This window comes from Rhizobium sp. GW821-FHT14E12 (assembly GCF_058803745.1).
In genome coordinates, this window is sequence record NZ_JBXAPH010000015.1 from 16,403 (window position 1) to 29,005 (window position 12,603).

Here is a 12,603-nt window from a genome sequence, read left to right on the forward strand (position 1 = left end):
ACGCGCGCGGAATCCCTTGACCAAATGGGAGCCAAGGAGCAACAATGTTCCCTTATTGTTCTACCAACCAACGATAGAAACTTGTGCTGTTTAGTCAGGGCAACCACGAAATGCAGTCTGAAAAACCAAGCGATCTGTTTACAACCTTTGTGAAGATAGGGGATCTCGTTAGCCAGCTCTACAAAGCGGCCGACGCCTGGCTGAAGAAGCCCGAAACCCAAGCAGCGCTTTCGTTGATGGTCGAATTACCTGCCGCGATAGGTCACAGGGTGAGGACGCAACGCAAGTTCCTACGCCGTGGAATTCTGCCCTCGGATCCAATAGTTGCATTGAGCTCAGACAAACGGGTGCTTACTGCCGCCGTTGTCGCTCAAGAGTACGCAACGGCACTGGGCCGCAATGAGCATTTTGAAGACGCGAGAATGTTCGGAGAGATCGCAAGGTTGGCGGAGCTTGGGAATGCCACGCATACCCTCCGGGTCATATTTCCCGAAATCGAAGCCGCCGCTCGACGGTACATGTATGAAGCAGAGGTAAAAACAGGGATTACTAGCCTCGTTGAGATGAGGGTCGCCATCGGCGAACTCCAAAACGAGTCGTTAGGGGTCACAGCCGAACTGCTTGCAACCGAAACCTTCACCTTCGTAAATCTGTCTGCGATCGACTTTGCTTACAAGACTTCATATGAAAAAAGCGCGCGGGGTCGAAGGGTGTTCGCGAAAGTAGCCAACCGCCACCAGGTCTGCCACGGCATCTCTTCTGACTTCGACGAGATGCACGTAATCAATGCCCTGACCCTTCTCTACATCGCTGTGATTGTCGGCCAATTCATGGTGAAAGAAGGAACGCGCCTTGCAACGACGGACAACAAAATCCAGCAAACATTAATCCAGCAACGGAGCGAGTTGAAAGGAATCAATCGGGAAATGCTGTCACTCATCCTGTCTCTCCAGTCGGCAAGCTCTGAGGGCAAAGCGGACAAGTAAGCAGTTGAGCGAACAGGTTGAGTACTTCGCGTTTGGTCTGGGGGATAGGGGGTATAGTTGACTACCGCGGGGGGATATCGTTTGCAGCAACATCATGATCCGTAAGCACTTCCGATCGGTCGAGGGCCACGAGATCATAGAAATCAATCAAAAATTCTCTCAGCCTCGACGTCCATTCAGTTGAGGCGAGGCTGTTCAGCTGGAACGTCCTAGAAATGCTCTCTTTGAGGATCGGACCAACATACTCTCCGTTTTGATATTGGATACTGGGGATGCCGAGATGCTGATCCTTCAGGCCCACCGCCCCAAATTCGACCGTAAAGGGTGGGCGAAGTTTGAGTACTTGCTCGTAAATAAGACGGTAATTCTCCAAGGTAATAGCGAACGCCTTTTCAACGCCAATCGATGGTATGAATGGCGGGTTCCCTGTCCGGAATGGCTCCTCGCTAACTCCCCAAAGCTCGCCCGTCTCGAAAATCTGCGTAAAGCTGGTTATGCCGTCGCCATGCGGTCTTAGGCTAATTGCACCCCAGTTGTTTCGAGTGTTAAGGGAGTCGAACACTCGCAACATTGGCAATAATCGCTGCGCAGCTTTGACCGCGCCGCTTGACCCTACACGAGGCTGGTCGGCATAAGTCGGGTAGAGCCGAAGGAAGATTGCCTGACTTCGTTTGAAGCGTTTTTCTTGCTCGCCTGGATTACCGAAGTTCACAAGCACATCGTCGGGCTGAAAGAAAAATGCGGGTGGCCTCACCGCCCCCACGGGCAGGAATGGCTTGTCCGATCGCGGTTTGCTGAGAATATGCTCGACCATCAGTCTGAGAATACCTTCGAGCTTTACAGATAATGCTGCCCTCGCTTGACGACGCGTCCCGTCCGGACTACTCGGCGACAGGCTGTACTGTGTTGGATGCCGAACGTGCCCAAGGTCAAACGGTAGCTCCTTCGGTTCGCCGTAGAATGTATTCATCACAGGCATCATTGCCTCGAACGTCAGCGAGCGAAGCGCGTAGCCGTATTCGACCATGACATTCGGGTTGGGAACGAGCTTCCCGCCTTCGGTCTCCGCAACGAAAGTGAGATCGGGGACGAAGATGTCGGCCGTGCGGATCTTCCCAAGAATCGTTTCCGTGACTGCTGGGGTCCCAACAACTCCCTCAGTATCCGCATCGATTTTGATCTCGACGCCAAGAGTGCCATCGTCATTTATGCGGTTCGCTGCCTCGTCGAGAGCCTGACGGATGAGGTTCCGATTTGCCTTCTGATCTCGGTCGCTCTGCCAAGCATAGAAAACTGTAATTGTTCGCATCGACATCTTAGTCCTGCCAGCCATTAGTCGGCCTCATCTTAAATCACACGCATTAGCCAAGCGCCACGGATCGGTGAACTTGCCTCCCACTTTCCTGCTCCAGCATCCACCTATGAGACCTTGCCTATCGGAGTACCATTGAGACGCATCAGCGCCATCAACATCGGCCCCATTGAAAACTCGCCTCGCTCGGCCTTCCGACTGAGATCGCGGATATAACCCCCAGGCGAAGTGATGTGCCCTGCCCTCTCGAGGATGCAGGCCATGACTGCCGCGGCGTTCTCAGGACCAAGCGCATCGCAGGCATCCTGATAGGCGCTCGCACTGACGCCGAGCATCGATCGCACGACAACCGCAGCCGACATCAGGTCCCGCCAGCTGCCGATAGCGCCTCCAGGACCATAGTTCGAGATCTCCGGGCAAGCCTGAAGTACCATGCCAATCGGGAATGCCTTTATCGGCTCCCTCCCCCGTTTGATGGCTGGGCTCGATTTCGCCCCCTGCTCCTTTTCAGAGCTAGGTTCAAATTCATAAGTGGATTCGGTATTTGAATTCTGTTTGTGGCATCCATTCTGGCCGTCATTGCCAGCCATATTTTCGGTATTTTCCTGAATTTCCAGCATGTTGATGATTTCCTCGCGGAGCATCTCCATCTCTTCGAGGATTGATCGCAGGATTGCCTCGACGGGCGACCGAGGAATCTGAGCTACCAAGCCCACATACAGTCCTTCGATGTAGCTCCAGTTGCCGGGAGCGCCCTCTTCCACGGCGGCCGTTATCAGCTTGCGGACGTCGCGACGGCAAATCGTCAGAGCTTCCTTGGCTACGCGGAGGCGCTTGCGCTCTTCAATGACCTGCATCGCCGTAATGGCTAGCTCGTCTGCGCGGGCCAACAACGGAGCCAGGTTGAAGCCGAACGCATCCTCGATCGCGCCAGAACCATTCTTGCGAGCGTATCGCTTTCCGTTCGCGCTGTCCTTTCGCTGGATTAGTCCGGCGTCGACGAGAGCGGCAAGGTGGCGGCGCAACGACGTACCCGCGATCCCGTTCGCACGCATGGAAATCTGTTCGTTCGACGGGAAGACCACGAGGCCGTTCTCTTCCGACAGCTCGTTGTCCGGATAGAACGTCAACAGCGCATTCAGAACGGCCAGCGCACGATCCTGAAGGCCGAGGATTTCACGCGCCATACAGGCATCCCGAAACACCTTCCACTTGTCGACCGACTTGCCTGATTTGATTTCAGCCGTTTTCCGCTGCCATCTGAGTTGGGCAAGCGTCATCGCCCGCCGCCCAAAGGGCGTCGTCACACTTCCACTCTCCATTTCCTTCACCTTTCAAAAGGCAAAAGAAATCCGCTCACCAAAACGATGCCAAAGACTCTTGACTGCGATTCGTGGAAATGCGATTCTCTATCTTGTCACGGAATATGAGGAAGGCTTCCACGCTTGGTCGTTTGGGGGCCTTTTTCTTTTGCGGTCTACTCTCCTCGTTGATCTTTCAGGCTCCGATAGGCGTGATACAGGTCGGCCAAGCTACCAGCGATGAAATCGCCAAAGCCCGTCGCGTCCTTTGCCTTCAAAGCGAGCGTGTAAGTTTTGCCGTCGTTCTTCAGCTCGGCGGACACCGACTTATCTTCCGATATCCACTTCTGAGCTTTCGACGCTTTCGGCCTAGTCTGTCGCGCGACCGATTTCACATGAGCCAGCAGGACATTGAAACGTTCGTCACCGACCTTCGCCTTGAAATCGTCGGTGTCGATGAATGTGAAGGCCTTCTCGAGATTCGATGGCTTCTCCAGAAGGTTCTTCAGATCATACCAGCGATCCCGGCCGATGCCCTTGGCTGCGCCGATGGCGACTAGAATCTCCCTTGGTATCGTTGCGACTGCCAGCATTTTTGACAGTGTTGCTCGATCAATTGAAAGCGCCGACAGCACGATCGAGTTATCGCCATCGAACTGGCGGTGTGAGATTTCGCTGGCGAACATCGCCTTCTCAAGAAACGATAGATTGGCGCGAGCTGAGTTCTCTTGGCCTTGGGCAACGAGGTGGTCGCTGTCTTTCAAGTCCTTGACGACCGCACGGACCTTCCGCTCGAGGGTCCTGGCCGCTCGGAGTCGGCGATGTCCGAAGACGACCATATATCGCCCACTGGCGGTCGGGTGTGGCCTTACCAAGATCGGGCTGTCCTGGCCGCGATCTCGGATTGCCGTCAGGAGTTCTGTGAAATCTCCTTCGTCGTCCTCTAGGCGGTCCCTGATAAATGATGCGTCGATGATGCCCGGATCGAGCTCGACAACCGCCTCCCCTTCCAATAGCCGATCCGCCCTGGCAGCAACTTCGTCGATGGAATTCATCATCGACTTTCCAGCACCCTTGAGCGTGTAATCAAGGATCGGTTTGACGCTGTCTGGCGCTTCATCGCCCATGACATTCATAAAGGGGTTCTTTCGAGCCATATCGCTATCCTCGAGACCACGTTAGAAAGTTGATTTGTTTGATGTATCGGTCAGTTTTGACGGCGGTCAACTTGATCACAGCCTCCCCCACGCGCGATGGATCAGGGCTTGTATCTCGAAATTCACTGCGTCCATGCAGTCGATGGCCCGATCATATGTTTCCCGGGTGAAGTTTGACCGATCCAGCTCATAGAGCGTTCGCTTGGTCAGGCCTGCGTCGGAGATTGCTGTGGTCTTGACCATCGGTGTCTTGAGGATCTCCTCGGCCAACATGCTCTGCATGAATCCGAGCATTTGAACCTGCGGGACATCCGTTGGTTCGAAGCGCGTAATCAAATAGCGAAGCCAGTCCATCCGGACATCAGCGCCAGCTTTCTTGATCGTCTTCGTGATGTTGCCGAGCATAAGCAGAAACTGCGACATCGACATAAGGTCCAGCATCTGCGGATGGACTGTGATCAACACCGATGTCGCGGCAGTCAGTGCCGTCAGGGTGAGATATCCGAGCTGGGGCGGGCAATCGACAACCACCACGTCGTAGCGGCTATCAACATCCACGAGGGCCTTGCCCAGTCGCGTAAAAAATCTTTTGCCCTCGCTCCCGGACTGCATCGCCAGTGGAGTGTCGTATTCGTATTCCTGCAGCTCAAGATTTGCAGGGATGATGTCGAGGCCCGGAAAGTTAGTCGGCAGAATAACATCCGAGATCGGTGTGCGATCTTCCTCATAACGGATTGCGTCATAGAGCGACGGGTTCTTGTCGAGCTCTGGCTGAAAACCATGGAGAGCCGAGAGCGAGGCCTGAGGATCAAGATCGATCGCTAGAACGCGATGTCCCGTGAGCGCAAGATGCTGCGCGAGATGGGCGGCCGTCGTCGTTTTGCCGGAACCGCCTTTAAAATTGACGACGGCGATAACTTGCAGTTTGTCGCCCGGCTTACGGTATGGGACATACCGCTTGGCTTCCGTTTTTCCTGTCCTATCGAGATAGTGCCGGAGTTCCAGCATCTGCTCGGCGGTATAGTATTTTCGATTGCCTGACTTCGTAGTCGGAGTCGGTCCTTTGTCCTCGAGGTAGAGGCGCTTTAGATTGCTTGGCGTGACGCCGAGATAGTGGGCAACCTCAGCGACGGAAAACTCGCGAAGTGTCTTGCGGGCGTTCGGTGGGAAGTTCTCTAGGCGCAATTGATTGAGCCTGCGCGAGATCTCCGCGCCCTGCATCAAAATCTTGTCGTCGAATTCAAACGACGGTAGCGAACTGAACGCGTTCATTGTGCCTCGGGCCATTATGCCGATAGAATTGCCGAAATCAGCGAAATGCCGTCATTATCGCCGATTCTCTCATTCTGGCAAGGAAAAGAGAGTTAACGAAAGGTTAACAGCTATTCACTGTTACAAGAGGCCGATTCTCAGATCAGGGGAATAGGGAAGGCAGGTTATTCACATCATGATTGACTGCCGTCAAAACGTAGAAATTCTGCAGTGTCTGCAGTAGGTTGAGACCGAAGTACCTTTGGTAGCCTACTCGCCTTTGCTGCCACCACTCTCCACGTAGACAGTTCCGCGTACTGACCTTACGACTGTCGCAGGGCAGTGCAGGGGTAGTAGGGGGAAGGGGCATGATCAAACGTGTCGGAATCTACATCGCCATAGCGGCGGCGTGGGGGTTGGCTTACGCCGCCAAAGAGACATTCGGAATCCCAGATTTCTGGATGTGGATTGGCTTGATAGCGATCTTTGGTGTTGTGACGAGCTTCAACCTCGAGACACGCCTCCAAAAGGTCGAAGGGACGGTGACCCACAAGGATTACTCCGGTGTCATCGCTCGACTCGAAGGCGAGCGGCACAAGCCGGAACATAATCAGCCAGAGAGCCTCGCTGCTGGCGGAGCAATCGTCTCCTGGATACGACCAGAGCACGAAATCCTATTCGAGGACTTCAGGTGGTTTGCCGCAGTCCTCAACCAACACCTCCCAGATCCGTGGTCAATTGAAGAGCTAAATGACACGAGCTTACGTGGCTACGAAGGGCCGGAGATCGGTCGCAAGTACGACGTCTGGTACAATGCCTGCCAAGTCGGGGAGCTTCAGGTAACCACCGGGTTCACCTATCTTTCGCAAGGGGGCAAATCCGAGGAAGCACGCGCGGCGAGAGTGAATCTCAACCTTAGTGTTTTACGCTTCATCCCATACCGTGATGCCCGCGCCATTCTTTATGAGATGGCCCTGATGATCGGCTCATTTGATTTCAATGATGGCGACGCCTCACGCGCGAAGGCGGGCATGATCGCGGCTGAGGCACTCGGCGGCCATCTATGGGAAGCTGTCCGGAATCCGGACTTCGATCCGATGTTCGAGTTCACGATCGAGGGTCCGTATGACCTTATGCGCGACACGGTCGACCATTGGAAGGCCCAAGGGATCGACCCGATGTTGCAGTGGGGCGGCGATAGACGCAGGGGGAGGGGCTGAGCCATGACACCAGAACTAGATAACCATCTGGCAGACGTGAAAGCAGAAGCGAAGAAGCGGACCCGCGACAACGTGTTGAACACAACTGCCACCGCATTGATTGGAGCTGCACTCGGCTACTGGGCATATTCAACCGTTGCGCACGCAATCCTGTCGTTCTCCTTGTTCTTCACGATCTCGGCCGTAGGCAATCGGGTGTCTTACGAACTTTTCCAGATCAGGGCTCAGCAGAAGGCGAACCAGATCATGGATAGGGCAGGGATGTAAAGATCACCTATCTCGACGCTGCCCGTAAGATAACTGCGATAGACGAGAAGAAGAAATTCGACGAGAAGAATAGCTTTGCAATAAAACCATAACGATTTATCTTGGCGCTACAACTATACCAATGGGGGAGAAGTGTATGCGTCGATCAGCTTTTCTGTTTGCGATCGTAGCCTTGTCTGCGACACAAGCTCACAGCGACTGCTTGGAAGGAGTGTTCGGGCGAGGTTGCTTTCGAAACAAGGACGATTTCTTGCAAGGCGCGATTGACGACGCGCAGAACGCCGGAAAGCTGATCAAGCCCATGGACGTGATCAGGGTCGCATTCCCGCTCGCGGAACCAATGATACAGGCAGTCGGCAATTCAAGTATCCCATACCTGAACTCTGCAGCCCAAAACGTTGCTGCAATTGGGACTAAGTTGGATAAAGAAACGCAGACTGCTATCTCAAACGCTTTGACGAACCCGTCCAAGGGCGTTCGCGATTTGGCACAGACAACTCTCAAGGCGGCAAACGATACCATTGACGCTGCAAACGCTGCGGAACGCTACGGCGAGCGCACGATTAGCGGAAACGCAGATATCCTCGATGAAGCCCAGGTGAGGCTCCGCGAAGGCAAGGTCGTTGACGCGGTTTGGCATCTCAGCACAGACCGGGTGAGACTCGAAAACGACAATTCCGCGAAGCTCATGCAGGAGAGTGAGGCCGCTCATCAAATCGCGCAACAAGCCGCCGCCGCATACGGAGGGCCAGCAGGGGCCGCCGCCTTTGCTGCTTGGTACACCTACAATTCTTCCAAAGGGGACGTTCAGAAAGCGCTCCTCTCGGGGATGTACACATACGCGGTGAGCAGCGGAAACGCTGCCACCAATAAAATGCCGACCGGAACCGTCGAAGAAGTAGTAAAAAAGGCCGCGACCGTTGCGGCTGTACGAGGACTCGCAGTCGCGGCCTCCGGAGGAACTCAGCAGGAGATTCTTGATTCTATCGCTCAGAGCGGCGGTGCGGTTATCGTCCAATCGGGCCAAGCCTACGTAACCAAGAAATATTTGGACCCTGCGAAAGCAAAGGCTGACTCGTACTGCATGGACCAGGTCAACGAGACCTGCGCTGACGCAATGCAGTGGGTCGATGACACCAAGCAGCAGGTGGAGAAATACCAGAAAATCGCCTCTGCGACGCCGACCGTCGTCGTCACCGAAGATGGCCAATGGGCTATCAGCTGGGACAAGGAAACACTGGTAAACCGTTCGGCAAAAGCTCCGGGCGTGGCCCTCACCTATATTGGCGCAGGTTCTCCGTATCGCCAAGCCATACTGCGCTTGAAGGACGTAGGGCAGGGAATAATCATGCCGCCTGATCAACAGCCCCCCAAGCCAAATCAATTGCCAATCGTCAAACCAGCTGCGCCGAAAACCTACGACGTGACGATAGCCGGAGACGGCCTCTGGATCGACGATAGAGGTTTTCCTCTCGGTCGAAGTTCTACGAACAACATCGAGTTTTACATTGATGACGAATATCAGGCGAAGCAATATCTGAACGAGCCGATGGATTCCCTCACAGCGAACCTCTCGGAAGGACGACACATCTTCACGTATAGAGTCCGTGTACGATCTGCGGACGGCGGCCGGATCAGAGAGGATTGCGTGATACCGTTTGATGTATCGAGAGTTGACGTTTTCCATCCCTCTATAAAGTTTGACAGGGTCGATCAGTATCGCGGGAACGTGTCCAAGTGCTCTTTGACACGAGGGTAGTGAGGAATGCCCCAATAGCCCTTTGCCACCCCCAATCGCGGTGGCGAAGGGTTGGCCATCGCTTCAAGCAGTTTAGATGACGGAAGCAATGAGTCATATTACTTCCATTCAGGATTTATTTACCATAAAAACAACGCATTATGCCGAGACAAAACTGGTAGTCTCCTGGTTAGTTTCGGTAACGCCGCAGGCCAAGATCACGCCTTGCCACTACCTCCGCATTGTCCCTATTGAAGTATAGTCTATTTTGGACAACAATCGACCCTTACAAATCAGGGCCTTCCGGCACCAAAATTCACGAGGGTTCAATTGGGACAGCGCGCCGCCATCTATTGCCGCGTTTCGACAGCCGACCAGTCCTGTGAACGACAGGAGCGGGATCTGACCGCTTTTGCTACCCGTGCAGACTACGAGGTTGTGGCAACATTCAAGGAAACGGGCTCGGGTACAAAGCTCGATCGCGCTGAACGAAAGAAAGTCATGGCACTTGCGCAAGCCCGACAGATCGATGTGGTCGTCGTCACGGAGCTTTCGCGCTGGGGCCGCTCGACCATCGACTTGCTCAATACGCTCCGCGAGCTAGAAGGCTGGAAGGTATCGGTCATCGCGATGAACGGAATGGCGTTCGATCTGTCTTCGCCTCACGGTCGGATGCTGGCTACCTTCCTATCTGGCATTGCCGAGTTCGAGCGCGACCTGATCAGCGAGCGTGTGAAATCCGGTTTGGCCGCCGCCAAGGCCCGCGGCAAAAAACTGGGTCGCCAAACTGGCGAGCGTCCCAAGTCAGACCGCCTCGCATCAAAAATACTCGCGCTAACTGCCGACGGCCGTAGCTATAGATGGATTGCGCATGATCTCGGCATCAGCAAAAACACCGTTGCAGACGTCGTAAAACGCGCTCGCTTAGATAAATGATTGAGCGCCAGCCGTCCTATTTGTAATGCTGGGCGGTCTCCCCGATGAACTGCGGGTAATGATGAAATGGCACATGACCCGGAGCAAGATGGACCGAAGAGGCGCAGCGTGCTTTTGGCTGGGTTGGCATTGTCCGCAATTGCTACCTACGCGAAGGCTCAAAGTACGTTTTCCGAACCCAATGGACAATCCCCGATGCTCGCACCTGACAATGATATTGAGACGCGCGTTCAGAAGGTCATCGGGGGGCTTCGGCCTCCTGTTGCGATCGCTGGCCAACCTCACGCCATGCTGCAAGATCGGATGGATGCTCTCCACGTGCCCGGCGTCAGCATCGCAGTAGTGCGTAACGGTGCAATCGAATGGGCGCGCGGCTTCGGTGTTGCAACGAAACGTGGTGCTTCGGTTTCGTCAGAAACACTCTTTCAGGCAGGGTCGATCAGCAAACCAGTTGCCGCCGTAGCGGTGTTGGCATTGGTTCAAGCAGGCCGACTTGACCTCGACGCGGATGTAAATCTGTACTTGAAAAGCTGGAAGATTCCGGCCAGTTCGTACACCGATAAAGCGAAGGTCACTCTTCGGGAATTGCTCAATCACTCCGCCGGGACAACGGTGCATGGGTTTGCAGGATATCAGGCAGGAACATCAGTCCCGTCTCTACTCGATATTTTGGATGGCGCTCCACCCGCGAACAGTCCTCCCATTGTCGTCAATCAACAGCCAGGTAAGCGTTTTCGATATTCTGGTGGCGGCTATACGATTCTGCAGCAGCTGCTCATTGATGTGACTGGCAAGCCGTTTGCGGAACTGCTGGACGAGATTGTGTTTCGTCCGTTGGGAATGAACCGTAGCAGCTATCAACAACCATTGCCTCCCAACGACCTTCTCAACGCCGCAATGCCATACACCGCAGACGGCGATCCGGTGGCGGGTGGTCCACACACCTATCCCGAATTGGCAGCGGCGGGACTGTGGACGACACCCAGCGATCTGGCTCGCTTTGATCTAGCTCTGTTTCGCGCGTGGGTAGGTCGAGCAACGCCTGTGCTTTCCCAGTCGACCGTGCTCCAGATGCTCACCCCAGGGCGCGGGCATTATGGCTTGGGGCTAGTCGTCAATGGCAAGCCGCCATACCGCCGCTTTAGCCATGACGGCGTGAACGCTGGTTTTGTAAGCTCTATGGTGACCTATGAGACGGGCGATGGCGCAGTGGTAATGACAAATGGCGATCGGGGGTATGTCTTGGCTGCGGAAATCATGCAGAGCATCGCCGCCGAATACCAATGGCCGAGCTGGCCGCACAAAGAGCGAAACTTGGCATCGATTGAAGCCAAGCTCTTGGATCGATTGGTCGGAAATTACCAGCTTACCCGGACCATGGTCATTCATATTTCGAATGAGCGTGGAAACCTGTTCTTGCAGGCAACAGGGCAGGAGAAATACGAGCTATTCCCACAAAGTGACCGGGAATTCTTCACAACTGCTTTCGATTCTGTCCTGACATTCGAAACAAGCGGCTTAACGAACGCCCACCGATTGATCTTCCATCAAAATGGCAAAGATCACACCGCTGACCGCATTCCATGATGTCGGTAGCATTGGCGACGAAAATGAATGTTCCGGGGTCGTGCGCCTGACCTATCGTCTCGACCACAGATGATTTGCATGTCCCACGATTTCGCGACCCAGAAATCCAGTTACCATTCTCGCGAATTCCCGGGTGTGGAATGGGACGTCGTCATCCATCACCGCGAAGCGGGCCAGCGCGGAATTCTGGAAGAAGCAGAGGGCGAACTGCACGAATGCATCCGCGATCTGCTCGGCGGGTGGCAGTTCCGGTTCAAGCCTGCTGACGTCCTGATCCTCTCGAAGGGAAGCATAGACACGGGTGCTCCAAGAGGGGAACTCGTCGTCACCCGGCCAGATGCGGTCGGCTTCCGCGATTGTCCAGAAAGCGCTCTGCCGAAATACCTGCTCTTCCCCAATAAGGTTCGTAACCGGGCGCTTGTGACTGTCGATGAGCTGACCAGACGACGGCAACCTTTTAGGTGTCAGCATCGTTGAAATCAGGATGATCGGGTTACGGGTGATATAGTCAGATCCAGGCACCTGTCTGCGGGCATAGTGTAGATGCGATGGCCGAGAGGAGAAGTGTCTCCCCGCCTTGTGGATCATGATTCTCGGGCCGCCGATCAGGTCGCATGGAGGCGCTATGGTTCGCACGATCTCAGCGTACCAGCGCATGAACGACGGTGCTTCCGGATGGTCGTCTCCGGGCAGCACATGAAACTTGTTCTCGAACATCGGGAGCACGATGACGTCACACTCGGTTGAAACCGGATGCTCCAAATCCGACTGGCCCGTCATGTGAAAGGCGAACGACATTCCTTCAGTCTTGGCGACTTGATTGATAAGCATGTCCATAATCATATTCC

The 12,603-nt window shown here is 54.7% G+C and carries 11 protein-coding genes; 6 read left to right on the plus strand and 5 right to left on the minus strand.

All coding sequences use genetic code 11. The features are described 5' to 3' along the window. Positions 1–110 precede the first annotated feature (110 nt). Positions 111–986 (plus strand): hypothetical protein, encoded by an 876-nt coding sequence (locus AC1RO0_RS29455; protein ID WP_498596075.1) that lies wholly within the window; start codon positions 111–113, stop codon positions 984–986. Positions 987–1,047: 61 nt separating this feature from the next. On the opposite strand, the gene AC1RO0_RS29460 is transcribed toward AC1RO0_RS29455, so the two are convergent. From AC1RO0_RS29460 to repA, 4 genes are all read right to left on the minus strand, one after another. Then, positions 1,048–2,319 carry a hypothetical protein gene (locus AC1RO0_RS29460; protein ID WP_498596076.1) on the minus strand — a complete coding sequence of 424 codons (1,272 nt, stop codon included), beginning with the start codon at positions 2,317–2,319 and terminating at the stop codon, positions 1,048–1,050. Positions 2,320–2,405: 86 nt separating this feature from the next. Beyond that, on the minus strand, positions 2,406–3,620 hold the full coding sequence (gene repC, locus AC1RO0_RS29465) for a plasmid replication protein RepC (RefSeq protein ID WP_498596077.1): 1,215 nt from the start codon (positions 3,618–3,620) through the stop codon (positions 2,406–2,408). A gap of 155 nt (positions 3,621–3,775) precedes the next feature. After that, on the minus strand, positions 3,776–4,756 hold the full coding sequence (gene repB, locus AC1RO0_RS29470) for a plasmid partitioning protein RepB (RefSeq protein WP_498596078.1): 981 nt from the start codon (positions 4,754–4,756) through the stop codon (positions 3,776–3,778). A gap of 75 nt (positions 4,757–4,831) precedes the next feature. Then, on the minus strand, positions 4,832–6,028 hold the full coding sequence (repA, locus tag AC1RO0_RS29475) for a plasmid partitioning protein RepA (protein WP_498596079.1): 1,197 nt from the start codon (positions 6,026–6,028) through the stop codon (positions 4,832–4,834). 347 nt (positions 6,029–6,375) lie between these two features. Here repA and AC1RO0_RS29480 point away from each other — a divergent pair, with 347 nt between their 5' ends. From AC1RO0_RS29480 to AC1RO0_RS29500, 5 genes are all read left to right on the plus strand, one after another. Beyond that, positions 6,376–7,227, plus strand: a complete 852-nt coding sequence (locus AC1RO0_RS29480) for a hypothetical protein (protein ID WP_498596080.1) — start codon at positions 6,376–6,378, stop codon at positions 7,225–7,227. A gap of 3 nt (positions 7,228–7,230) precedes the next feature. Next, positions 7,231–7,494 (plus strand): hypothetical protein, encoded by a 264-nt coding sequence (locus AC1RO0_RS29485; protein ID WP_498596081.1) that lies wholly within the window; start codon positions 7,231–7,233, stop codon positions 7,492–7,494. Positions 7,495–7,630: 136 nt separating this feature from the next. After that, positions 7,631–9,253: a hypothetical protein gene (locus AC1RO0_RS29490; RefSeq protein WP_498596082.1), complete on the plus strand. Its 1,623-nt coding sequence runs from the start codon at positions 7,631–7,633 to the stop codon at positions 9,251–9,253. 309 nt (positions 9,254–9,562) lie between these two features. Next, the gene (locus tag AC1RO0_RS29495; protein ID WP_498596083.1) at positions 9,563–10,168 is read left to right on the plus strand and encodes a recombinase family protein; all 606 of its coding nucleotides are present in this window, start codon (positions 9,563–9,565) and stop codon (positions 10,166–10,168) included. A gap of 66 nt (positions 10,169–10,234) precedes the next feature. Beyond that, positions 10,235–11,755: a serine hydrolase gene (locus AC1RO0_RS29500; protein WP_498596084.1), complete on the plus strand. Its 1,521-nt coding sequence runs from the start codon at positions 10,235–10,237 to the stop codon at positions 11,753–11,755. Between the two features lie 51 nt (positions 11,756–11,806). Here AC1RO0_RS29500 and AC1RO0_RS29505 read toward each other — a convergent pair whose 3' ends face one another. Further along, entirely contained in the window at positions 11,807–12,592 is a 786-nt protein-coding gene (locus AC1RO0_RS29505) for a hypothetical protein (RefSeq protein ID WP_498596085.1), read from the minus strand. Positions 12,593–12,603: the final 11 nt, after the last annotated feature.

What these genes read in the sequence shown, in the direction of transcription:
- AC1RO0_RS29455 (WP_498596075.1), top strand. Translation starts at nt 111, where the DNA reads ATGCAGTCTGAAAAACCAAGCGATCTGTTTACAACCTTTGTGAAGATA.
- AC1RO0_RS29460 (WP_498596076.1), bottom strand. Translation starts at nt 2,319, where the DNA reads ATGGCTGGCAGGACTAAGATGTCGATGCGAACAATTACAGTTTTCTAT.
- repC (WP_498596077.1), bottom strand. Translation starts at nt 3,620, where the DNA reads ATGGAGAGTGGAAGTGTGACGACGCCCTTTGGGCGGCGGGCGATGACG.
- repB (WP_498596078.1), bottom strand. Translation starts at nt 4,756, where the DNA reads ATGGCTCGAAAGAACCCCTTTATGAATGTCATGGGCGATGAAGCGCCA.
- repA (WP_498596079.1), bottom strand. Translation starts at nt 6,028, where the DNA reads ATGAACGCGTTCAGTTCGCTACCGTCGTTTGAATTCGACGACAAGATT.
- AC1RO0_RS29480 (WP_498596080.1), top strand. Translation starts at nt 6,376, where the DNA reads ATGATCAAACGTGTCGGAATCTACATCGCCATAGCGGCGGCGTGGGGG.
- AC1RO0_RS29485 (WP_498596081.1), top strand. Translation starts at nt 7,231, where the DNA reads ATGACACCAGAACTAGATAACCATCTGGCAGACGTGAAAGCAGAAGCG.
- AC1RO0_RS29490 (WP_498596082.1), top strand. Translation starts at nt 7,631, where the DNA reads ATGCGTCGATCAGCTTTTCTGTTTGCGATCGTAGCCTTGTCTGCGACA.
- AC1RO0_RS29500 (WP_498596084.1), top strand. Translation starts at nt 10,235, where the DNA reads ATGGCACATGACCCGGAGCAAGATGGACCGAAGAGGCGCAGCGTGCTT.
- AC1RO0_RS29505 (WP_498596085.1), bottom strand. Translation starts at nt 12,592, where the DNA reads ATGGACATGCTTATCAATCAAGTCGCCAAGACTGAAGGAATGTCGTTC.